This is a genomic window from Vibrio sp. V08_P9A1T1 (genome assembly GCF_963874405.1).
Taxonomy (GTDB): Bacteria; Pseudomonadota; Gammaproteobacteria; order Enterobacterales; family Vibrionaceae; genus Vibrio; species Vibrio anguillarum.
Genome location: NZ_CAWNIB010000316.1, coordinates 18,307 through 40,241, shown reverse-complemented (window position 1 = coordinate 40,241; position 21,935 = coordinate 18,307). Strand labels below are relative to the sequence as shown.

Annotated in this window: 18 protein-coding genes and 6 tRNA genes; all 24 read left to right on the top strand. The window is 45.8% G+C overall.

The window, feature by feature from the left end:
- Positions 1 to 163 precede the first annotated feature (163 nt).
- The 24 genes from cysP to luxS all read left to right on the top strand — a co-directional run bounded on the left by cysP (position 164) and on the right by luxS (position 21,934).
- The gene (cysP, locus tag AACT21_RS16670) at positions 164 to 1,165 is read left to right on the top strand and encodes a thiosulfate ABC transporter substrate-binding protein CysP (protein WP_094164346.1); all 1,002 of its coding nucleotides are present in this window, start codon (positions 164 to 166) and stop codon (positions 1,163 to 1,165) included.
- A 66-nt stretch (positions 1,166 to 1,231) separates the two neighbouring features.
- A complete protein-coding gene (gene cysT, locus AACT21_RS16665) occupies positions 1,232 to 2,089 on the top strand; it encodes a sulfate/thiosulfate ABC transporter permease CysT (protein WP_017046719.1) in 858 nt (285 codons plus the stop codon).
- A 10-nt stretch (positions 2,090 to 2,099) separates the two neighbouring features.
- Complete coding sequence (gene cysW, locus AACT21_RS16660) at positions 2,100 to 2,963, top strand: sulfate ABC transporter permease subunit CysW (RefSeq protein ID WP_094164345.1); 864 nt, start codon at positions 2,100 to 2,102, stop codon at positions 2,961 to 2,963.
- On the top strand, positions 2,960 to 4,087 hold the full coding sequence (locus AACT21_RS16655; RefSeq protein WP_017043744.1) for a sulfate/molybdate ABC transporter ATP-binding protein: 1,128 nt from the start codon (positions 2,960 to 2,962) through the stop codon (positions 4,085 to 4,087). Before cysW ends, AACT21_RS16655 begins: the two co-directional genes overlap by 4 nt.
- A gap of 114 nt (positions 4,088 to 4,201) precedes the next feature.
- Positions 4,202 to 4,693 carry a nicotinamide-nucleotide amidase gene (gene pncC, locus AACT21_RS16650; protein WP_013857707.1) on the top strand — a complete coding sequence of 164 codons (492 nt, stop codon included), beginning with the start codon at positions 4,202 to 4,204 and terminating at the stop codon, positions 4,691 to 4,693.
- Between the two features lie 133 nt (positions 4,694 to 4,826).
- The gene (gene recA / locus AACT21_RS16645; protein ID WP_010320444.1) at positions 4,827 to 5,873 is read left to right on the top strand and encodes a recombinase RecA; all 1,047 of its coding nucleotides are present in this window, start codon (positions 4,827 to 4,829) and stop codon (positions 5,871 to 5,873) included.
- A 35-nt stretch (positions 5,874 to 5,908) separates the two neighbouring features.
- Entirely contained in the window at positions 5,909 to 6,412 is a 504-nt protein-coding gene (recX, locus tag AACT21_RS16640; protein ID WP_017047536.1) for a recombination regulator RecX, read from the top strand.
- 121 nt (positions 6,413 to 6,533) lie between these two features.
- Complete coding sequence (alaS, locus tag AACT21_RS16635) at positions 6,534 to 9,116, top strand: alanine--tRNA ligase (protein WP_094164344.1); 2,583 nt, start codon at positions 6,534 to 6,536, stop codon at positions 9,114 to 9,116.
- A 205-nt stretch (positions 9,117 to 9,321) separates the two neighbouring features.
- Positions 9,322 to 10,509: an aspartate kinase gene (locus AACT21_RS16630; protein ID WP_013857703.1), complete on the top strand. Its 1,188-nt coding sequence runs from the start codon at positions 9,322 to 9,324 to the stop codon at positions 10,507 to 10,509.
- A 92-nt stretch (positions 10,510 to 10,601) separates the two neighbouring features.
- Positions 10,602 to 10,799 (top strand): carbon storage regulator CsrA, encoded by a 198-nt coding sequence (csrA, locus tag AACT21_RS16625; protein WP_010320440.1) that lies wholly within the window; start codon positions 10,602 to 10,604, stop codon positions 10,797 to 10,799.
- A 186-nt stretch (positions 10,800 to 10,985) separates the two neighbouring features.
- A tRNA-Ser gene (locus AACT21_RS16620) sits at positions 10,986 to 11,078 on the top strand.
- A gap of 41 nt (positions 11,079 to 11,119) precedes the next feature.
- Positions 11,120 to 11,196 (top strand) — tRNA-Arg (locus AACT21_RS16615).
- 31 nt (positions 11,197 to 11,227) lie between these two features.
- Positions 11,228 to 11,320, top strand: a tRNA-Ser gene (locus tag AACT21_RS16610).
- A gap of 66 nt (positions 11,321 to 11,386) precedes the next feature.
- Positions 11,387 to 11,463 (top strand) — tRNA-Arg (locus tag AACT21_RS16605).
- 36 nt (positions 11,464 to 11,499) lie between these two features.
- Positions 11,500 to 11,576 (top strand) — tRNA-Arg (locus tag AACT21_RS16600).
- A gap of 66 nt (positions 11,577 to 11,642) precedes the next feature.
- A tRNA-Arg gene (locus AACT21_RS16595) sits at positions 11,643 to 11,719 on the top strand.
- 372 nt (positions 11,720 to 12,091) lie between these two features.
- On the top strand, positions 12,092 to 12,346 hold the full coding sequence (locus tag AACT21_RS16590; protein ID WP_026027802.1) for an oxaloacetate decarboxylase subunit gamma: 255 nt from the start codon (positions 12,092 to 12,094) through the stop codon (positions 12,344 to 12,346).
- A 24-nt stretch (positions 12,347 to 12,370) separates the two neighbouring features.
- Positions 12,371 to 14,155 (top strand): sodium-extruding oxaloacetate decarboxylase subunit alpha, encoded by a 1,785-nt coding sequence (oadA, locus tag AACT21_RS16585; RefSeq protein ID WP_176430226.1) that lies wholly within the window; start codon positions 12,371 to 12,373, stop codon positions 14,153 to 14,155.
- A 9-nt stretch (positions 14,156 to 14,164) separates the two neighbouring features.
- Positions 14,165 to 15,295 carry a sodium ion-translocating decarboxylase subunit beta gene (locus AACT21_RS16580; RefSeq protein WP_013857700.1) on the top strand — a complete coding sequence of 377 codons (1,131 nt, stop codon included), beginning with the start codon at positions 14,165 to 14,167 and terminating at the stop codon, positions 15,293 to 15,295.
- Between the two features lie 117 nt (positions 15,296 to 15,412).
- The gene (locus AACT21_RS16575) at positions 15,413 to 16,363 is read left to right on the top strand and encodes an NADP-dependent oxidoreductase (protein ID WP_017045772.1); all 951 of its coding nucleotides are present in this window, start codon (positions 15,413 to 15,415) and stop codon (positions 16,361 to 16,363) included.
- A complete protein-coding gene (locus tag AACT21_RS16570) occupies positions 16,357 to 16,818 on the top strand; it encodes a YqaA family protein (protein ID WP_017045773.1) in 462 nt (153 codons plus the stop codon). The genes AACT21_RS16575 and AACT21_RS16570 overlap by 7 nt, the downstream gene beginning before the upstream one ends.
- A gap of 9 nt (positions 16,819 to 16,827) precedes the next feature.
- Entirely contained in the window at positions 16,828 to 19,683 is a 2,856-nt protein-coding gene (locus tag AACT21_RS16565; protein ID WP_094164342.1) for a M16 family metallopeptidase, read from the top strand.
- A 102-nt stretch (positions 19,684 to 19,785) separates the two neighbouring features.
- Positions 19,786 to 21,351: a glutamate--cysteine ligase gene (gshA, locus tag AACT21_RS16560; protein ID WP_026027564.1), complete on the top strand. Its 1,566-nt coding sequence runs from the start codon at positions 19,786 to 19,788 to the stop codon at positions 21,349 to 21,351.
- A 64-nt stretch (positions 21,352 to 21,415) separates the two neighbouring features.
- The gene (gene luxS / locus AACT21_RS16555; protein ID WP_010319518.1) at positions 21,416 to 21,934 is read left to right on the top strand and encodes an S-ribosylhomocysteine lyase; all 519 of its coding nucleotides are present in this window, start codon (positions 21,416 to 21,418) and stop codon (positions 21,932 to 21,934) included.
- Position 21,935: the final 1 nt, after the last annotated feature.

The following is a 21,935-nucleotide window of genomic DNA, read 5'->3' as shown; positions in this document are numbered from 1 at the left end:
TTACCGAACACTACTATAAAGTCGTGCTGGTAATTGGCATACAATTTATTGCTAGAGTTTATTCCAAAAAGTTCTAGTTATCCTCTTTGTTATAATTCATTTTCCTCATACTCTAATTGCCAAGGACGCCATTTTGGCCGTAGTGATTAGGGAGTAGCAATATATGAAGTTCATCAAGTCAGCCTTAGCCAGCTTATTAGCCGTAGGATCGTTGAATGTCTCGGCCGCGGATCAAACCATTCTCAACTCATCGTACGACATCGCTCGCGAGCTGTTTGCTTCTTATAACCCTGTGTTTGAAAAACACTGGCAACAAAAGACAGGCCAAACAGTGGAGATCAAACAGTCGCACGGTGGGTCATCTGCGCAAGCTCGCTCAATTTTGCAGGGGTTAGCCGCCGATGTAGTGACATTCAATCAGGTAACGGATGTTCAGGTGCTGCACGATCGCGGCAAGCTTATCGATGCTAATTGGCAAGAAAAATTGCCCAATGCAAGCTCACCTTACTACTCCGCGACCGCATTTTTAGTGCGCAAGGGAAATCCAAAAAATATTCAAGATTGGGGCGATCTCGCTAAAGCTGATGTGGCTTCTGTATTCCCCAATCCTAAAACCTCAGGTAATGCACGTTATACCTATTTGGCCGCGGTCGGTTATGCACAAAAGACTTTTGGCAAAGAGAACCAAGCCGAGCAGGATCAATTCCTCAAACAATTTTTAGCTAATGTAGCGGTATTTGATACTGGCGGCCGTGGTGCGACTACTTCGTTTGTTGAACGTGGCATTGGCGATGTGCTGATTACGTTTGAATCTGAAGTGAACAATATTCGTCAGCAGTATGGCGTGGATGAATATCAAGTAGTGGTGCCTAAGACCTCTATCTTGGCCGAGTTTCCCGTGGCCGTGGTGGAAAAAAATGCCAAGCGTAAAGGCACGCTTGAGGTAGCCAACGAATATCTCGCTTATCTGTACAGTGAAGAAGCGCAACGTTTGCTGGCTGGGTTTAATTACCGCGTTCATGATGAAAAAGTGAACGCAGAATTTGCTGATCGCTTCCCTGAAGTTGAATTGCTAACAGTTGAGAGCATTGCTGGCGGGTGGGAAAATGCCATGAAACTTCATTTTGCCAATGGCGCGAAGCTTGACCAACTTCAACGTCGTTAATTCGTCATCGCCACCTGCGCTGAGTGTGGGTGGTTTTCTTACGCATCCGTTTTGTTTCGAGGGTTTATGAGCCATTCCTTCACCGCTTCTTTATCTCGCCCACGCCATAAAAGGGTGCTACCCGGATTTGGTATTAGCCTCGGTACTTCGCTGTTTTTTGTCAGCTTAGTGCTGCTATTGCCCGCCAGTGGTTTGATTATGCAGACGAGCCAAATGTCGCTCACCGAGTATTGGCAGGTGGTGGCGGACCCTCGTGTACTGGCCAGTTACAAAGTAACGGTGGGCGCGGCACTCATCGCCTCATTGTTTAATGGCTTGCTAGGATTATTGCTCGCTTGGGTGCTGGTTCGTTATGATTTTTATGGCAAACGTATTCTTGATGCTTTAGTCGATTTACCGTTTGCTTTGCCTACCGCCGTTGCAGGCATCACGTTGGCGACGCTTTACTCATCCAATGGCTGGGTGGGCAGCGTACTTGGCGAGCTTGGAATTAAAGTGGCTTATACCCCCTTGGGGATTGTTGTCGCGATGGCGTTTACCAGTATTCCGTTTGTGGTGCGCACAGTACAACCCGTCTTGGAGGAGATCTCCAAAGAAGAGGAAGAAGCGGGCATGACGTTAGGCGCATCAGACAGCGCCGTATTTTGGAAAGTGATCATGCCTTCGATTCGTCCAGCACTATTGGTTGGTATTGCACTCTCATTTACGCGTAGCTTGGGCGAGTTTGGTGCAGTGATTTTCATTGCGGGCAATATGCCTTACGTCAGTGAAATTACCTCATTAATGATTTTTGTACGCTTACAAGAATTTGATTTTCCGGCGGCGAGTGCCATTGCCTCGGTAGTATTGATGGCATCGTTATCGCTGCTACTACTGATCAATCTATGGCAGGGCGCATACCTGCGTCGAATTCATGGACGTTAAGGAACCGATGATGAAAGCACATCAACCGTTACGAGTCGGTGAAGCACCTTGGGTGAAGTGGAGTTTGATTAGCTTTGCGCTGTTTTGGGTTGCATTGTTGCTGATTATCCCGCTAGTGAGCATTTTCAAACAAGCCTTTGCCAGTGGTTTATCGACTTATATTAGTCATTTAATTGAACCCGATACGCGTCATGCCATTGGTTTAACACTGCTAGTTGCGCTACTCACGGTGCCAATTAACTTAGTGTTCGGCGTGTTATTAGCTTGGGCAGTGACTCGTTTTGAATTTCCGGGTAGAAAAATATTAACCACTTTAATTGATATTCCGTTTGCCGTATCACCGGTTGTTGCAGGCCTTCTGTATTTACTGCTTTACGGCAGCAGCGGTTGGTTGGGCGAGTGGTTGTTTGAGCGCGATCTGCAAATGATGTTTGCTTGGCCGGGAATTTTATTGGTCACGGTTTTTGTGACTTGCCCGTTTGTTGCTCGTGAGCTGATCCCGCTGATGCAGCAGCAAGGCCGCTCGGATGAAGAAGCGGCGGTTATTTTGGGGGCATCTTGGTGGCAACTGTTTCGTCGCGTCACCTTACCAAATATTAAGTGGGCACTGATTTACGGTGTCATCCTAACCAATGCGCGTGCCATTGGTGAATTTGGCGCAGTAGCGGTTGTGTCTGGCAATATTCGTGGTGAAACCAATACCTTACCGCTACATGTGCAGCTACTGTATGAAGATTATCAATCGGAAGCGGCGTTTGCTAGCGCCTCGCTATTGGCTTTCATTGCATTATTAACCTTAGTTTTTAAAGCTTATGTTGAATGGCGTCAACACAACAATCAGACAAAAACGAACAGAGAGCAAGAGACGGTATGAGTATACGTTTAGACAACATTTCCAAACAATTTGGTCAATTTCAAGCGCTCTCTCCGCTCTCGTTACAGATTGATGATGGCGAGATGATTGGCTTACTTGGTCCTTCCGGCTCAGGCAAAACCACTTTGTTGCGCATTATTGCCGGCCTTGAAGGAGCCGATAGCGGAACCATTCATTTTAGAGATCGCGATGTGACCCATGTCCACGTCCGCGAGCGCCGAGTTGGCTTTGTGTTTCAAAACTACGCACTTTTTCGTCATATGACGGTGGCCGACAATGTCGCGTTTGGTTTGCAAGTGATGGATCGCCGTCATAGACCAGCGGCGGCGGAAATCACCAAAAGAGTCAAACAGCTGTTGGATATTGTGCAACTTGGCCATTTAGCTGAGCGCTATCCTGAACAACTGTCCGGCGGGCAAAAGCAGCGCATCGCCTTGGCTCGCGCTCTTGCAACAAAGCCGGAAGTGCTACTGCTGGATGAGCCTTTTGGCGCACTGGATGCCAAAGTGCGTAAAGAATTGCGCCGCTGGTTGCGCAGCTTGCATGAAGAGCTCGGTTTTACGAGCGTATTTGTCACCCACGATCAAGATGAAGCACTTGAACTCTCTGATCGCGTGGTCGTGATGAGCAATGGCCGCATCGAACAGATCGACTCGCCAGTGCAGCTTTATGCTCAACCGAACAGTCGCTTCGTCTTTGACTTTTTTGGCAATGTGAATGTCTTCCAAGCCAACTGGAATAACGAGCAGTGGGTCAACGGTCAATCGTTTATCTTACCGCCGAAAGATCACGCGATTAATCAATCAGGAAAGTTGTATGTGCGCAGCCATGAGTTGAGCCTATCGAACAAACAAAATAGCCAAGCTTCATTGCCTTTTGAAGTGGTCTCTGTCAATCCTGTTGGCGCGGAAGTGCGAGTGGAACTCGCGCCAGTCGGCTGGGAGAGTGAGCAATTATGGGAAGCAAAATTAACCCATAGAGCATTGAGTGAACAACCGCTCACACGAGGTGACAAAACCTTTGCTACACCACAAGTGGGCTACTTTTTTGGTGGGGAGAGCAGCACTCCGCACACCATTCGTTGGCCATTCTTAGACGCAGATAGTTTAATGTTTGAGATCTAAATACAACGGACGAACGATTCAGAATGGGCACGCTTGCGTGCCCATTCTGTTTTCTGATGATTCAATCTGCTATAAAGGTTCAAGCGAAAATAACGTGGCTTTGGAGAGGGCGTAATGAAAGCGATTTTTGCATTAAGTGAGCAATTAGGTCAGCAATTGTTAGCACAAAAAGAGATCCTCACCAGTGCTGAATCATGCACTGGCGGTGGTGTGGCATTTGCACTTACCGAGGTTGCAGGAAGTTCGGCTTGGTTTGAGCGGTCATTTGTTACCTACAGTAATCTCGCTAAACAAGAGATGCTCGGTGTCAAAGCACAGACACTGGTGGATTTTGGCGCGGTTTCCGAACCCGTGGTGCGTGAAATGGTACAAGGAGCACTTTTGCATTCCCAAGCCACTATTGGTGTAGCGATCAGTGGTATTGCTGGTCCTGACGGTGGTAGCGCAGAAAAACCAGTGGGAACCGTATGCTTTGCATGGGCTTCTAAGCAGGGCTGGGAACGTGCTGAGACGCTTTGTTTTAAAGGCGATCGCGCACAGGTGCGCAAGCAGGCGATTACTCATGCATTACAAGTGGTGAGTCACTTTTTATCGCAGCCAAATTGAACCTAGTCGAAATTTTTTCGACACAGCTATAGACACTGTATGAATCAACAGTATAATTAACCCCAGTTGGCGACTAAAGAGTCGATAAAAAATTTAACGAGCCGCTACCCACAGCGACAGTTTGGAGAAAGTAATGGACGAAAATAAGCAGAAGGCGCTAGCCGCAGCACTGGGTCAAATTGAAAAGCAATTTGGTAAAGGTTCGATCATGCGCCTTGGTGACAACCGTACAATGGATGTTGAAACCATTTCTACCGGTTCACTTTCTTTGGATATTGCATTGGGTGCTGGCGGTTTACCAATGGGACGTATCGTGGAAGTCTACGGCCCTGAATCATCAGGAAAAACAACGTTAACGCTGGAATTGATCGCAGCAGCACAACGAGTGGGTAAAACCTGTGCTTTTATCGATGCAGAACATGCCCTTGACCCAATTTATGCTAAAAAACTGGGTGTAAACATCGATGAGCTGTTGGTTTCACAACCTGATACGGGTGAACAAGCGCTTGAAATTTGTGATGCCTTGGCTCGTTCTGGTGCCATTGATGTCATCGTCATTGACTCTGTGGCTGCACTGACACCAAAAGCTGAAATTGAAGGTGAAATGGGCGATAGCCACATGGGCCTCCAAGCACGTATGCTTTCTCAAGCGATGCGTAAGTTAACGGGTAACCTAAAACAGTCCAACTGCATGTGCATCTTCATTAACCAGATCCGCATGAAAATTGGTGTGATGTTTGGTAACCCTGAAACCACAACAGGTGGTAATGCCCTTAAATTCTACGCTTCAGTTCGTTTAGATATTCGTCGTACAGGCTCTATTAAAGAGGGTGATGAAGTCGTGGGTAACGAAACGCGTATTAAAGTGGTTAAGAACAAAATCGCGGCTCCCTTTAAACAAGCGGATACTCAAATTCTTTACGGACAAGGTTTTAACCGTGAAGGTGAATTGGTTGATCTCGGTGTGAAACATAAATTGGTTGAGAAAGCGGGCGCTTGGTATAGCTATAACGGTGATAAAATTGGTCAAGGTAAAGCAAACGCCTGTAAATTCTTGAGAGAGAATCCAGCCGCAGCCATGGCTCTTGATACTAAGTTACGTGAAATGCTGCTCAATCCAGCCGAGTTAATTGTTGAAGAACCTATTTTGAGCGAAATGCCTCAAGAAGAAGAGTTGTAATCTTCTCCACGTTTATATTTCAACAAAGCCCTGCAATGCAGGGCTTTGTTTTATCCATGACCAATAGGGACAGTATGTATTCCTCTAAATTCAAATCGACGTTATCGTGCAAAGAATGCGCATTGCAATTACTGAGCCGACGAGATCACAGCGAGCATGAGCTACAGCAAAAGCTCATGAGTAAAGGGTATGATGCGGAAATTATCGTTCAAACAATGAGTTACTGCCTTGAGAACCATTATTTGGATGAACTGCGCTATGCCGCAAGTCAAATAAGACAACATGTCACTAAAGGTCATGGTGAGCGGCGTATTCGACAAGAGCTGAGCCAAAAAAGAGTCAGTAGCGATGATATTGAAACCGCTTTACATCAAGAGCCTCAAGATTGGTTTGAATTGGCAAAAGCGGTGGCTGAAAAAAAATTCAGAGAACCTGCGGAAAAAGGTTCAAAAGAACATGCCAAACAAGTGCGTTTTTTGCAGTATCGAGGTTTTAGCTTCGAGCAAATTAGCTACGCTTTATCATCATCGGAAGCTTAACTCTTCGTCTGATCCGCAATTTATTTCCTGCCATGCCTTTTCTATAAGAAAACTAGTCGAACTCTTGTCCATGCTTTACAATAACGCAAAATTCTAACTTGAGTATTTCAGGAAGAGCTGCATGTTTATGAGCACTGATGAGGTTCGCCGCGCGTTCCTCTCGTTCTTTGAAAGTAAAGGACACCAAATTGTTGATAGTTCATCATTAGTCCCCGCTAATGACCCAACCCTGTTGTTCACAAATGCAGGAATGAACCAATTTAAAGATTGTTTTCTTGGTTTAGAAAAGCGTGCTTATACACGTGCAACAACGGCGCAACGTTGTGTGCGAGCTGGTGGTAAGCATAACGATCTGGAAAACGTTGGTTTTACCGCTCGTCACCATACCTTTTTTGAAATGTTGGGTAACTTCAGCTTTGGTGATTACTTCAAAGAAGACGCTATTGCATACGCGTGGGAGTTTCTTACTGTAACACTCAAGTTGCCCGCTGATCGTCTACTGGTTACCGTGTATGAAACCGATGATGAAGCATTTGATATCTGGAATAAAAAAGTAGGCATTCCGGCTGAGCGCATTATTCGCATTGGCGATAAACCGGGTGGTAAAGCTTATGAGTCAGACAACTTCTGGCAAATGGGTGATACGGGTCCGTGTGGTCCTTGTACTGAAATTTTCTATGATCATGGCGATCATATCTGGGGTGGTCCTCCAGGTTCTGCAGAGGAAGATGGCGATCGTTTCATTGAAATTTGGAACAACGTCTTCATGCAGTTTAACCGTCATGCCGATGGCACGATGGAGCCACTTCCAAAACCTTCCGTTGATACCGGTATGGGTATTGAACGTATTTCTGCGATCATGCAGGGTGTTCACTCAAACTATGAAATTGATGTGTTTCAAGCCTTGATTAAAGCCGCCGCTGATGTAACGGGTTATGACGATCTTTCCAATCAATCGCTACGCGTTGTTGCTGATCATATCCGTTCTTGTGCTTTCTTGATTGTGGATGGTGTGATGCCATCGAATGAAGGTCGTGGCTATGTACTGCGTCGGATTATTCGTCGAGCGGTGCGTCATGGTAATAAATTGGGCGCACAAGGTGCCTTCTTCCACAAACTGGTTGGCCCATTAGCACAAGTGATGGGAACGGCTGGTGAAGAACTGAAAAAGCAGCAAGCGCTTGTAGAAAAAGTGCTGCGCATTGAAGAAGAGAACTTCGGTCGCACTCTTGAACGCGGTATGGCGATCCTCAATGATGCACTCGATAATTTAGAGGGTAGCGTACTGGATGGTGAAACTGTCTTTAAACTTTACGATACCTACGGTTTTCCGGCTGATTTAACTAATGATGTTGCACGTGAACGTGAGCTGACCATTGACGAACAAGGTTTCGAAAAAGCGATGGAAGAGCAGCGTCAACGAGCGCGTGAAGCGGGCCAATTTGGCACTGACTACAATGCAATCATTAAAGTTGATACCAATACCGCTTTCTGTGGCTACAGCGCGACACAAGGCGAGAGCCGCATTGCCGCTATGTTTGTTGACGGCAATGAAGTTGACACTCTATCTGCGGGTGATAAAGCGATTTTGATCTTGGGCGAAACACCTTTCTACGCTGAATCCGGTGGTCAATGTGGTGATGCGGGTGTTATTCAAACGGCCACGGGCTTGTTTAAAGTTGAAGATACACAAAAACTCGGCAACGCCATTGCTCATCACGGTGAACTCATCGAGGGCGTACTCGCCAAAGGCGATGAAGCGAAAGCCATTGTTGATGCTAAGCGCCGCGCTGCAATTTCACTGAACCACTCCGCCACACATTTGTTGCATGCTGCACTTCGCCAAGTATTAGGTACGCACGTGGCGCAAAAAGGCTCATTGGTAAAAGCGGAAAGCTTGCGTTTTGACTTCTCTCATTTAGAAGCAATGACGCCCGCAGAGCTAAAAGAAGTGGAACGTCTAGTGAACGCGCAAATTCGCCGTAACCACACGATTGAAACCAATATTATGGACATCGAAGCGGCAAAAGCCAAAGGTGCCATGGCGCTGTTTGGTGAAAAGTACGACGATGAAGTTCGTGTATTGTCGATGGGGGATTTCTCAACCGAACTGTGTGGTGGTATTCACGCAAGTAACACCGGTGACATCGGCCTATTCAAAATAGTTTCTGAAGGCGGTATTGCCGCTGGCATTCGTCGTATTGAAGCGGTGACGGGTGAAGGCGCGTTGGATCTATTGGATCAACAGCAGGCTCAATATGAAGTCAAAGTGGCTGAAATGGCGGCTAAAGCGAAATCTTTGGAAAAAGAGTTGCAGCAGTTAAAAGATAAACTTGCAGCGAAAGAAAGTGCCAATCTGATCAGCAATGTAAAAGAAATTGCGGGTGTGAAAGTACTAGTTGCTCAACTTAATGGCGCCGATAACAAAGCGCTGCGTGGTATGGTTGATGAGCTAAAAAATCAGTTAGGCAGTGGCATTATCATGCTGGGTAATGTGGCTGATGATAAAGTGGGTTTGATTGCGGGTGTGACCAAAGATCTTACCGCCAAAGTTAAAGCAGGGGAGCTGGTCAATATGGTTGCCTTGCAAGTAGGTGGTAAAGGTGGCGGCCGTCCGGATATGGCTCAAGCGGGAGGTACGGATGTTAATGCCTTGCCTAGCGCTTTAGCTTCCGTAGATGCTTGGATTGCTGAGCATCTATAAACCGTTGTAATAAGTCACGCTCAATCACTGTTTTTTGATTGGGCGTAATTTTATTTACCAAACCAAGTGGTCTAATTGGCGCAATAGGATACGAGCCAGTTATCTGCTTGGTTTTGTTTTTGTAACTACTGAATCGATACTCAACATAGTGCTCTGCTTTCGATTTGGTCCTAATGAGACTTTGGTCTTGGGAAGGTGAAGATAGGTGAAAAAGCCCCTTATCGTGCAAAAGTTTGGCGGAACCTCGGTGGGTTCAATAGAACGAATCCATACCGTCGCTGAACACATCATTAAGGCGAAGAATGATGGTAATCAAGTGGTTGTAGTTGTTTCTGCAATGTCAGGAGAAACCAATCGACTGTTGGGCTTAGCACAACAAATCGATAGTGTACCAACTGCAAGGGAACTTGATGTTTTGCTCTCTGCTGGTGAGCAAGTGTCTATGGCGCTATTAGCGATGACACTCAATAAATTAGGCTATTCAGCTCGCTCACTAACCGGAGCTCAAGCGAACATTGTGACCGATAATCAACACAATGACGCGACGATTAAAATGATTGATACTCGAACGATTACCGAGTTGCTGGCACAAGATCATATTGTGGTGGTAGCGGGTTTTCAGGGTGTGAATGAGAATGGGGATATCACCACTTTAGGACGTGGAGGTTCTGATACTAGCGCTGTGACGCTAGCGGGAGCTCTTAAAGCCGATGAGTGTCAAATATTCACTGATGTGGATGGTGTTTACACATGTGATCCACGTGTGGTTGCAACGGCTCAAAAATTAGAGATCGTTGATTTCCCGTCAATGGAAGAAATGGCACGTAAAGGCGCTAAAGTTCTGCATTTACCTTGTGTGCAATATGCGTGGGAAAATGAAGTTCCTTTACGCGTATTGTCTACTTTTGATGTAAACGCAGGCAGTCTAATCAAAGGTGAGCAGTGTCATAAAGCAGTATGTGGCATTGCGATTCAACGCGATATGGCGCTTATTACTGTGCAACATGATCATTTCCCGAGTTTAGCCAAGCAGTGCCAAATGCTCGGTGTGGAAGTGTGGAGTGTGATCGAAGAGGCAGAATGGACAGGTGTCATTATAAAACGAGACGCTTGTGCTAAATTAGCTCTGGTTTTCAATGACAAAATCCGTAATAGTGAACCCGTTAGTTTATTGACCACGGTAGGTTTACTAGCTCAGGAATTAGTTGAACGCTCATGTGAATTACTTGCAGAACAAGGGATCGAAGTGAGTTCCCTTTCGGTTGATAAACAATCGTTAATGCTAGTTATGCAGCCACAACATGTTGATAAGGCAGCCAATATTTTACATGAGGCCTATATAACGTCAGATGAGCTATTAGCTTTTCACCTAAAACATGTCTCTTTAGGGTGAGAGCGCACTAATAGATAGTTTACGAAAATATAACTTTTAGTGGATAATAGCGCAGTTGCAATATAATACAGAGATTACTCAAGGAGCAAAGAATGCTAATTTTGACTCGCCGCGTTGGCGAAACACTAATGATCGGTGATGAAGTGACAGTAACAGTTCTTGGTGTAAAAGGTAACCAAGTGCGTATCGGTGTGAATGCACCGAAAGAGGTTTCTGTCCACCGTGAAGAAATCTACATGCGCATTCAAGCTGAAAAAGGTAATGGTAGTGTTGCACCTAGCAACTACTAATTATCACAAGGAAGGCTAGCGAATTTTGCTGGCCTTTTTTATGCTTTGAAGTCACTGATATGACAGAAAAGTTTAATTTCACAGCGCTTTGATTAAATAGCCAACGGTTGATTTGATTTTTGTCGCTTTTACCAAGAAAGTGTTTGACATATTTTTGGTAAAAAGTAATATGTGCCTCCGCAAGACGGTGAGGTGGCCGAGAGGCCGAAGGCGCTCCCCTGCTAAGGGAGTATACGGTTTATAGCCGTATCGAGGGTTCGAATCCCTCCCTCACCGCCATTCTTGCTTATTTGGTTTAGCATCCAAATAAAGAACAATGTGCGTCCTTAGCTCAGCTGGATAGAGTACCTGGCTACGAACCAGGCGGTCGGAGGTTCGAATCCTCCAGGACGCGCCATATTCTTTCGTAAGATTGAATGTGAAAATGCGGTGAGGTGGCCGAGAGGCCGAAGGCGCTCCCCTGCTAAGGGAGTATACGGTTTATAGCCGTATCGAGGGTTCGAATCCCTCCCTCACCGCCATTTATTGACCATGAGTCAATTTTTTTGTTCAGAAATAAAATTTTTGTGATGTAATTCACATCTTGCGCGCTCATAGCTCAGCTGGATAGAGTACCTGGCTACGAACCAGGCGGTCGGAGGTTCGAATCCTCCTGAGCGCGCCACTTATTTAAAGTTAGTGATACTGTCATTAACTCTGCGCGTCCTTAGCTCAGCTGGATAGAGTACCTGGCTACGAACCAGGCGGTCGGAGGTTCGAATCCTCCAGGACGCGCCACTTATTCAAAGGGTCATTGATCCTGATATTGTTAACGATTATCGCTGATTAATATCAAAACCTTGCGCGCTCATAGCTCAGCTGGATAGAGTACCTGGCTACGAACCAGGCGGTCGGAGGTTCGAATCCTCCTGAGCGCGCCATTTATTAAGAAGCCTCGCATTGTGCGGGGCTTTTTTATGTTGGTTTTTTGTTGCTATTTTGTTAAATTGAAAATGGCAACTATTTGTTTTATCTTGTTAATCTGCAATGTTTTAACTCCCTCTCAGTATCTGCATCATTTTTTGATTAACGTAGCCGTATTGGCTAGTTAAATGCCCTTCTTAATAGAGAAAATTCAGAGTTTTGTGATTTGTGTGAGTAATTGTTCGCCGATTTTGTGTGTTATCTACAAGAGTCCCTTAAACAAAATTGACAATTATTAACCAATCGAGATAATCCTAGTCCACTTGCCAAGATCGCATTTGTAAAAATGCGTAGCAATTGTTGTCAGGATGACACAGAAAGGAAGCAACATGACTACTATTGGAAGCCTATTAGTTGACGCCGCCACCCTTATGATTACGGGGATGGCTGTAGTCTTTATTTTTCTAACTATTCTCGTTTATCTCGTTCGGTTAATGTCAACCTTGGTACCGGAAGAAGTACCACAACCGATCGCAGCGCCGATTCCACATCGAAAAGTTCAACCAAACCCTTCAGCTGTGAGCCCGCAAATTGTGGCGGCAATTTCTGCAGCAGTGCATCAGCACCGCGCATTAGCTAAATAGCATAGAAAGGATGAAAAGGAGTTTATGAGCATGTCTAAACCACTAGCTATTACGGATGTGGTCCTTCGTGATGCCCATCAGTCACTATTTGCCACGCGCATGCGTATCGAAGACATGCTGCCTATTGCAGCAGAGCTCGATAAGATCGGTTATTGGTCACTGGAAACTTGGGGAGGAGCAACGTTTGATGCTTGTATCCGTTTTCTCGGTGAAGATCCATGGGAGCGTTTACGTTCGCTTAAGCAAGCGATGCCCAATACCCCAATGCAAATGTTGCTACGCGGCCAGAATTTACTAGGCTATCGCCACTATGCTGACGATGTTGTTGAAAAGTTTGTCGAACGAGCTCATGCGAATGGTATGGATGTTTTCCGTATTTTTGATGCGATGAATGATGTTCGCAATTTTGAAAAAGCGGTCAAAGCGACAATTGATGTTGGCGCACACGCGCAGGGCACACTGTCTTACACCACTAGCCCTGTTCATAATTCAGATACTTGGGTTGATCTTGCCAAGCGGTTGGAAGATCTCGGCTGCCACTCTTTGTGTATTAAAGATATGTCTGGGTTGCTCAAGCCGTATGAAGCTGAAGATCTGATCACCCGTATTAAATCCTCTTGTGCCGTACCTTTAGCGTTGCACAGCCATGCAACGACTGGTCTTTCAGCGGCAACAGCCGTTAAAGCGGTAGAAGCTGGTATCGATATTTTGGATACCGCTATCTCGTCAATGAGCCAAACTTACGGGCACACACCAACCGAAACAGTGGTCGCTATGCTTGAAGGAACCGAGCGTGATACGGGTCTGAGCCTGACACAGCTTGAACCGATTGCCACTTATTTTCGTGAAGTGCGTAAGAAATACGCAAAATGGGAAGGACAGTTAAAAGGTGTCGATTCTCGTATTCTTATTGCGCAGGTTCCTGGTGGTATGTTGACTAATATGGAAGGTCAACTAAAAGAACAAGGAGCGGCCGATCGCCTTGATGAGGTTCTTGAAGAGATCCCTCGTGTGCGAAAAGATTTAGGTTTCATTCCCCTTGTGACTCCAACATCTCAAATCGTGGGAACACAAGCGGTGATCAACGTCCTTACTGGCGAGCGCTATAAGAGCATCACGAAAGAAACTGCAGGGGTATTAAAAGGTGAATACGGTGCAACGCCTGCGCCAGTGAATGCTGAGTTGCAAGCCAAGGTGTTGGGTAATCTTACGCCGATCACTTGCCGTCCAGCCGATTTGTTGGATGCAGAAATGGCCGTGTTGACCACTGAATTGCTTGAAAAGGCAAAAGCAGAGGGAATTTCATTAGCTACAGATACGGTGGATGATGTTCTGACTTATGCATTGTTCCCACAAGTCGGTTTGAAGTTCTTGAAAAATCGTCACAATCCGGATGCATTTGAGCCTGCGCCAACCTTGGAGTCAGCCAAACCTACACCTGCCACCGTTGTGACAAAAGGTGGTATTGAAACCTACAGTGTTAAAGTGGATGGGCAAATTTACACGGTTGAAGTGGGGCCACAAGGCCAGCTTAGCTCGATTTCTGCCAGCCAGTCTCAAGCAGCACAGTCATCGGCCGTGCCGGCAAGTAACAATGCAGAAGCCGTTCCTTCACCACTCGCTGGCAACATTTTTAAAGTGAATGTTCAAGCTGGTTCTGAGGTGTTAGAAGGGGATGTGTTAGTGATTCTGGAAGCGATGAAGATGGAAACTGAGATCCGTGCGGCACGTGGCGGTATTGTTCAAGATCTTCATGTCAAAGAGGGTGATGCTGTGACTGTTGGTGCACCATTGCTGAGCTTAGCGTAAGGGAGAACCATGGACGGATTATTGACCTTATGGTCTGAAACAGGGATCGCTAATTTTCAGCTAGGCCAAATCTGCATGATTTTGGTCGGTTGTTTACTGCTGTTTTTGGCTATTCGCAAAGGCTTTGAGCCACTGCTGTTATTGCCGATCGGCTTTGGTGCGATTTTAGCGAATATTCCGAATGCGGGTTTTACCGAACCCGGCGGTCTGCTTTATTACGTTTATCATGTTGGTATTGAGACGGGCGTTTTTCCACTGCTGATTTTTATGGGCGTGGGCGCGATGACCGATTTCGGGGCATTGATTGCAAACCCTAAAACGTTATGGCTAGGTGCGGCCGCTCAGTTTGGTATTTTCGCCACCCTGTTTGGTGCGATATTACTCAACTATGTACCGGGTATGGAATTTACCATGGCCGATGCTGCGTCCATCGCCATCATTGGTGGAGCCGATGGCCCAACCGCTATTTTCCTTGCCAGTAAATTATCGCCGGATTTATTAGGTGCAATCGCTGTGGCGGCTTATAGCTATATGGCATTAGTTCCTATCATTCAGCCACCGATTATGAAGGCACTTACAACCCCTGAAGAGCGAAAAATCAAAATGGCTCAGCTACGCCACGTTGGGAAGACAGAAAAAATACTGTTTCCTTTGGCGGTGCTATTGATGACTATTCTATTTTTACCGTCAGCAACGCCATTAGTGGGTATGTTCTGTCTAGGTAATTTAATGCGTGAATCGGGTGTGGTTGAGCGTTTATCCAAGACAGCGCAAAATGAACTGATCAACATCGTTACTATCTTCTTAGGCTTAGGCGTTGGTTCTAAACTGCAGGCTGATAAGTTTTTGAACTTGGAAACATTAGGTATTTTGGCGCTCGGTGCTATTGCTTTCAGTATTGGTACGGCTGGTGGTGTGTTGATGGCGAAAGTGCTTAATAAATTCTCGAAAGAGGATATTAACCCTCTTATTGGTGCTGCTGGTGTGTCTGCGGTACCGATGGCGGCGCGAGTAGTGAACAAAGTGGGGCTTGAAGCTAATCCACAGAACTTCTTACTGATGCACGCCATGGGGCCAAATGTAGCAGGTGTACTGGGCTCTGCTGTTGCAGCAGGCGTTTTGCTTGCTCTTGTTGGCTAAGCCTAGACGAGCCGATGGTTATTTTGCGAGCTAAAGATTAACTAGAAGCAATAAAATGGTATATATTCAAAGGGATGCTGAGGCATCCCTTTCTTTTTATCAATAGGGAAGTTTGACATGGATAATAAACAGATCGCAATTACTGAGTTTGGTGGACCAGAGGTGCTCGTTATTCAAACCAGTGATGTTCCTCAACCTAAAGCTGGCGAAGTGTTAGTGAAAGTGGCTTTTGCTGGTGTAAACCCTATTGATGTAAAAACTCGGGCGGGTCTGGGGTGGGCTGCAGCGCAAAACAAAGATAAGCTGCCATGGGTGCCAGGTTACGATATTTCTGGACAAGTTGTTGAGGTGGGGGAAGATAATCGCCGCTTTCAAATTGGAGATAATGTGGCGGGCTTTGTTGGGTTTCCGTTGCGTGGTGGCGGTTACAGCCAATATTTGTGTGTGGCAGAAAGTGAACTCAGCCTTGTTCCTGATGCTGTGACCTTAGAAGCAGCAGCGGTGCTGCCACTGGCAGGGCAAACGGCGGCGCAAGCCCTAAATAAAGCGCAAGTGAAAGAGGGGGATCGCGTATTGATCCTCGCGGGTGCCGGTGGTGTCGGGCACCTAGCGGTACAAATTGCTTTAGCAGCAAAAGCTGAAGTGTATACCACGTGCAGCGAACAAAATTTGGATTATTTAGCGACTCTTGGTGCTCATGCGATTAATTACAATTTTGCTCCTGCTTCACAGCGTTTAGAAGAAGTGGATGTGCTGATTGATTTAGTCGGGGGTGATGCGGCTCTCGACGCTTTGAAATGCTTGAAAGATCATGCGCGTGTCGTTACTGTTCCGACTCTAAGTGCTGAGCTTATTTGTGAAAAAGCAAAATTACTTGGTTTTGAAGCCACAGGCATGTTAGTTGATCCTAATCCTGAACAGCTTGATACTATGCTTTATATGGTCAGCGTTGGCTTATTGAAAACGGAAATTCAAGCTGTTTATCCGATGGCGGAAGTGGCTGCGGCTCATCAACAGATTGAAACAGGCCATACTCGAGGCAAAGTTCTTCTTGATATGAAATGTTAGACATTTTTAGCACCTATTTGGAACCGCTCTCGTATTGGTTTGCTGGCTCTGCTCTGTGGGTGCTTTTTTTTAGTGGTTTTCTCAGTGCTACCTTATTACCGGGAAGCTCAGAAGCGAGTTTATTCGCCACATTAAGCCTGAATCAATTTCCCGTATTTTGGGTTATCGCCGTTGCAAGCGCTGGCAATACCCTCGGCGGTCTGACCAACTATTGGCTCGGTATCTGGTTGCCTAATCGAACTGAACGCGAAAAGCACGGTCATAAAGCGTTAGCTTGGCTCAATAAATATGGTTATTGGGCTCTCTTATTTAGTTGGCTACCTGTGGTGGGTGATGTGCTTTGTTTGGCCGCAGGTTGGCTACGCATGAAATTTTTACCTACTTTTGTCATTATTTTGATCGGCAAAGCACTGCGTTACATCATGCTTGCCGCTGTATTCTATGGTTTTTTCTAAGGAGCTGTTATGAGAAAAATTTGGCTAGGTGCCCTTTCTCTTATTGCCATTTATGGCTGTTCATCAACGGTCGCACCTATCGCTTTTTTTTCATCATTACCGAAAGGGGTTACGCTGATTGAGCAAGTGGATGCTCAACCAGAAAAAGTGATGATCCCTTATGCAAAATATCAGCTCGATAATGGCCTTACTGTCGTGCTCTCACCGGATCACTCAGATCCTTTAGTGCATGTCGATGTCACTTATCATGTGGGTTCGGCACGTGAAGAGGTTGGAAAATCAGGGTTTGCTCATTTCTTTGAACACATGATGTTTCAAGGAACGGAGCACGTTGGCGATCAAGAACATTTTCGTTTGATCACCGAAGCGGGAGGAACCATGAATGGGAGTACCAACCGTGACCGTACTAATTATTACCAAACCGTGCCTTCAAATCAGCTAGAAAAAGTATTGTGGCTCGAATCTGATCGGATGGGATTTTTGCTCAACGCGGTTTCTCAACGTAAATTTGAGATCCAACGTGACACAGTAAAAAACGAACGCGCACAAAACTACGACAACCGCCCCTATGGCTTGATGTGGGAAAAAATGGCGGAGGCGATGTATGCCGAAGGACACCCTTATTCATGGCAAACCATTGGTTATGTAGAAGATCTTGACCGAGTGGACGTCAACGATCTTAAAGCGTTTTTCTTACGTTGGTATGGGCCGAATAATGCGGTGCTGACCATTGGTGGCGATATTGATGTTCAGCAAACACTTGAATGGGTTAACCAATATTTTGGCACCATACCGGCAGGCCCAGCCGTTGATAACGCACCTAAACAGCCGGCCCAGTTGGCGCAAGATCGTTTCATTACCTTGGAAGATCGCATTCAGCAACCCATGGTTGTGGTGGGCTGGCCGACAGAATATCGCGGTGCTCAAAGTCAAGCCTCGTTAGATGCGCTTGCCAAAGTGCTAGGCAGCGGTACCAATAGTTATCTCTACCAAGCGTTGGTCAAAACTCAAAAAGCCGTCAATGCGGGTGCATTCCAAGATTGCGCCGAATTGGCTTGTACCTTCTATGTTTATGCTATGGCCCCTTCGGGCGAAAAGGCTCAGCTTGCTCCTTTGTATCGAGAGTTAATGCAAACACTCAGTCAGTTTGAACAGCAAGGGGTAGATCAGAGTCGACTTGATCAAATTACCGGTATGGCGGAAGCGAATGCGGTTTTTGCGCTGCAAAGCGTATCTGGAAAAGTGACGCAGCTTGCGTCCAACGAAACGTTTTATGGGAAGCCTGATCGCCTAGAGCAGCAATTAGCTCAGATTCATGCGGTCACCCCAGAGTCAATTCAACAGGCTTATCAGCGCTTCATTGCTCATCAACATAAGGTTACTTTAAGTGTTGTGCCTAAACATAAAGCCGATCTTGCTGTTCAAAAAGCTAATTTCGTACCCCCTAAAAGAGTGCTGCCCGAGCATCAAACGATAACCGAAGATCAATTGGCTTATCGCCAGGTTGAAGATCAATTTGATCGCTCAATCATGCCTTCTGTGGCAAAAGGTGTGAAAGCACAAATGCCGACACTGTATGAACTCTATTTTGATAACGGTATTGAGTTATTAGCCACACAAACCAGCGAAACGCCGACCGTGCTAATTAATATCAATTTACCAGCAGGAGAGCGACATGCCGCGCGTGGCAAAGAAGGGTTAGCTAATTTAACCGCGGCGCTACTTGAAGAAGGCTCAACTCGACGCTCAGTGGAAGCGATTCAAGCTCAACTCGACACGTTAGGTTCGACTATCAGTGTTACTGCCAATGAGTATTCGACCAGTATTATGGTCTCTAGTCTGAAGAAGAATGTTGCAGCAACATTGGATGTGGTTGAAGAAGTTTTATTTCATCCTGCTTTCAAAGAGAGTGATTTTACACGGCTGAAGCAGCAGATGCTGGAAGGGTTGGTTTATCAGCATCAAACACCGGGCTGGCTTGCTTCACAAGCTACTCGTCAAATACTGTTTGGCAACTCTATTTTTGCGCGTTCAAGTGAAGGCACTGAGCAATCACTAAACGATTTAACATTAGAAGATGTAAAACGCTTTTATGCGAAACATTACACGCCACATGGTACGCAAATCGTTGTCGTTGGCGACATTTCCAAAAAAGAGGTCGCTAAACAGTTAACCTTTTTAGGGTTGTGGCGCGGTGAAGCTTCTCCTTTGTTACGTCCCCAAGTGGTGAACCCACTGACAGAGCGGAAGATATATCTGGTTGATAAGCCTGATGCGCCGCAGAGCATCGTCCGTTTTGTGCGAAAAGGGTTGCCTTTCGATGCCACTGGCGAGCTTTTTCTCAGCCAACTGGCTAACTTCAATTTAGCGGGCAACTTTAACAGCCGCATTAATCAGAATTTGCGTGAAGATAAAGGCTACACCTATGGCGCTGGGAGTTATTTCGCGAGCAATCGAGAAGTGGGCGCTATTGTTTTCAATGCTCAAGTGCGTGCTGATGCCACCGTAGCTTCAATCGTTGAAATAGAAAAAGAGATGGCAACATTCAGTCAAAGTGGCTTAACCGACAAAGAGCTAAAATTTATGCGCCTTGCTGTCGGCCAACAAGATGCACTGACGTATGAAACACCATCACAAAAAGCGCAGTTGCTTAGTAATATTTTGACCTATAGTTTGGATGAAGATTACCTACAGCAACGAAATGAACTGGTAGAAAACGTAAAAAAATCAACGCTCAATAAACTCGCCGCTAAATGGTTTGCACCACAAGAGTATCAAATTATCGTGGTGGGTGATGCGAAAACGTTGAAGCCACAACTTGAAAAATTAGATATTCCCGTAGAAGAGCTTGAAATCATCCGCTAGAGTACACATTTATAGGGGGCAGATTGTTTGCCTCCATTCTACTCTCTTGCTGAGTTAGAGCCGCTTTCATTCGGATCATTCACCTATAAGCGAATCATTATTTTGACTAATTTTGCCGCACGACTTGAACAAGTCACTAAAAAATCAGAAGTGTTTAAGCAGTTTGGCCGAGGCGTTGAGCGTGAAACGTTACGCTATACCCCAGAAGGCTCGTTAGCTCTGACTCCTCATCCAGAAGCACTCGGCAGCGCATTAACCAACCGTTGGATCACCACTGATTTTGCGGAGTCATTGCTTGAATTTATTACACCAGTCTCTCATGACGTGCCGACTTTACTCTCACAACTGGCGGATATTCACCATTTTGCTCAAACCAAATTGGGTGACGAAAAGATGTGGCCGCTTTCTATGCCTTGTTATGTTGGCAGCGAAGATGATATCGAACTGGCGCAATATGGTTCATCGAATACGGGTAAAATGAAAACCCTTTATCGAGAAGGCTTAAAGCGTCGTTACGGCAGCTTAATGCAGATCATTTCTGGCGTGCATTTCAATTTTTCATTTCCAGAATCATTTTGGGATGCCTTGCATGGCGAGCAAACTGAATCCCAGCGTACTGAGACAAAATCGGAAGCCTATTTTGGTGTGATTCGTAATTACTACCGTTTTGGCTGGCTTATTCCCTATTTCTTTGGCGCATCACCTGCGTTATGTTCATCGTTTGTGCGCGGACGTGAAAGCCATCTGCCATTTGAAAATATTGGTAAAACGCTTTATTTGCCTCATGCTACCTCGTTGCGTCTCAGTGATTTAGGTTATACCAATAGCGCGCAAAGTGGCTTGCAAATTGGTTTTAATAGCTTGGATCAATATCTAGAAGGGTTGAATCAGGCGATCCGCACTCCATCAAAAGAGTTTGCAGAACTAGGCGTGTATGTCGATGGTGAACATCGTCAGCTCAACAGCAATGTTTTGCAGATAGAAAACGAACTCTATGCACCGATCCGTCCTAAACGTGTGGCCAAAAATGACGAAAAGCCGTCACAAGCGTTAGAGAGAGGCGGAGTCGAATACATCGAAGTGCGTTCGTTAGACGTAAACCCGTTTAGCCCGATTGGTATTACTGAAGATCAAGTGCGTTTTCTCGATCTGTTCCTCACTTGGACAGCTCTTTCAGATTCAGATCCGATGGACAATTGTGAGCTGGCATGTTGGCGAGATAACTGGAACAAAGTGATTTTAGAAGGTCGTAAACCGGGTTTAGAGTTACAAATTGGCTGTCGCGGTGAGAAACTGACGCTGCAAGCGTGGGCGCATAATGTATTCGATGACTTACGCAAAATAGCGCAAGTAATGGATAGCGCTTGTGGTGGCAACGCATACCAAGCCGTATGCGAGAAACTAAGCTCGTGGATTGATAATCCAGAATTAACCTTTTCCGCTCAACTACTTGAACAGACTAAACAGTTTGGCGGGCTCGGTAAGGTAGGTTGTGCATTAGGAGCCGAATACCGACAAGCCAACCTGGCACATCACTATCAAACTTATTCTGAGTCTGTGATGGAAGAGGAAGTGCTGCGTTCTCGAGCCGCTCAGCAACAGATAGAACAACACGATACTCAAAGTTTTGAAGAATTTCTTGAAAGCTATTTTTCGTACCTAAAATGATCTCTCGATCATAATCTAACATTGATAGGCAGAGCATCGCTCTTTGCCAAATAAGGAGAAAGCAATGCCATTACTCGACAGTTTTACTGTAGATCACACTCGTATGCATGCGCCTGCGGTACGTGTGGCAAAAAATATGCAGACGCCTAAAGGGGATACAATCACCGTATTTGATCTCCGTTTTACTGCTCCAAACAAAGATATTCTTTCAGAAAAAGGGATCCACACTTTAGAACATTTATATGCTGGCTTTATGCGCGCGCACTTAAATGGTCATGATGTAGAAATCATCGACATCTCACCTATGGGCTGCCGCACAGGTTTTTACATGAGTTTGATTGGCGCGCCAACAGAAGCGCAAGTGGCGCAAGCGTGGTTAGCGGCGATGCATGATGTGCTAAAAGTAGAGAGCCAAGATCAGATCCCTGAACTAAACGAATACCAATGTGGTACAGCCTCAATGCACTCGTTAACAGAAGCTAAAGAGATTGCTCAAGCGATTATCACAGCAGGTATTGCGGTGAATAAAAATGATGAGCTTGCTTTACCTGAGTCGATGCTCAAAGAGCTGAAAGTGGATTAAA

Coding starts and splice junctions, on each gene's coding strand:
- cysP (WP_094164346.1), top strand. CDS start 164: ATGAAGTTCATCAAGTCAGCCTTAGCCAGCTTATTAGCCGTAGGATCG.
- cysT (WP_017046719.1), top strand. CDS start 1,232: ATGAGCCATTCCTTCACCGCTTCTTTATCTCGCCCACGCCATAAAAGG.
- cysW (WP_094164345.1), top strand. CDS start 2,100: ATGAAAGCACATCAACCGTTACGAGTCGGTGAAGCACCTTGGGTGAAG.
- AACT21_RS16655 (WP_017043744.1), top strand. CDS start 2,960: ATGAGTATACGTTTAGACAACATTTCCAAACAATTTGGTCAATTTCAA.
- pncC (WP_013857707.1), top strand. CDS start 4,202: ATGAAAGCGATTTTTGCATTAAGTGAGCAATTAGGTCAGCAATTGTTA.
- recA (WP_010320444.1), top strand. CDS start 4,827: ATGGACGAAAATAAGCAGAAGGCGCTAGCCGCAGCACTGGGTCAAATT.
- recX (WP_017047536.1), top strand. CDS start 5,909: ATGCAGGGCTTTGTTTTATCCATGACCAATAGGGACAGTATGTATTCC.
- alaS (WP_094164344.1), top strand. CDS start 6,534: ATGTTTATGAGCACTGATGAGGTTCGCCGCGCGTTCCTCTCGTTCTTT.
- csrA (WP_010320440.1), top strand. CDS start 10,602: ATGCTAATTTTGACTCGCCGCGTTGGCGAAACACTAATGATCGGTGAT.
- AACT21_RS16590 (WP_026027802.1), top strand. CDS start 12,092: ATGACTACTATTGGAAGCCTATTAGTTGACGCCGCCACCCTTATGATT.
- oadA (WP_176430226.1), top strand. CDS start 12,371: ATGAGCATGTCTAAACCACTAGCTATTACGGATGTGGTCCTTCGTGAT.
- AACT21_RS16580 (WP_013857700.1), top strand. CDS start 14,165: ATGGACGGATTATTGACCTTATGGTCTGAAACAGGGATCGCTAATTTT.
- AACT21_RS16575 (WP_017045772.1), top strand. CDS start 15,413: ATGGATAATAAACAGATCGCAATTACTGAGTTTGGTGGACCAGAGGTG.
- AACT21_RS16570 (WP_017045773.1), top strand. CDS start 16,357: ATGTTAGACATTTTTAGCACCTATTTGGAACCGCTCTCGTATTGGTTT.
- AACT21_RS16565 (WP_094164342.1), top strand. CDS start 16,828: ATGAGAAAAATTTGGCTAGGTGCCCTTTCTCTTATTGCCATTTATGGC.
- luxS (WP_010319518.1), top strand. CDS start 21,416: ATGCCATTACTCGACAGTTTTACTGTAGATCACACTCGTATGCATGCG.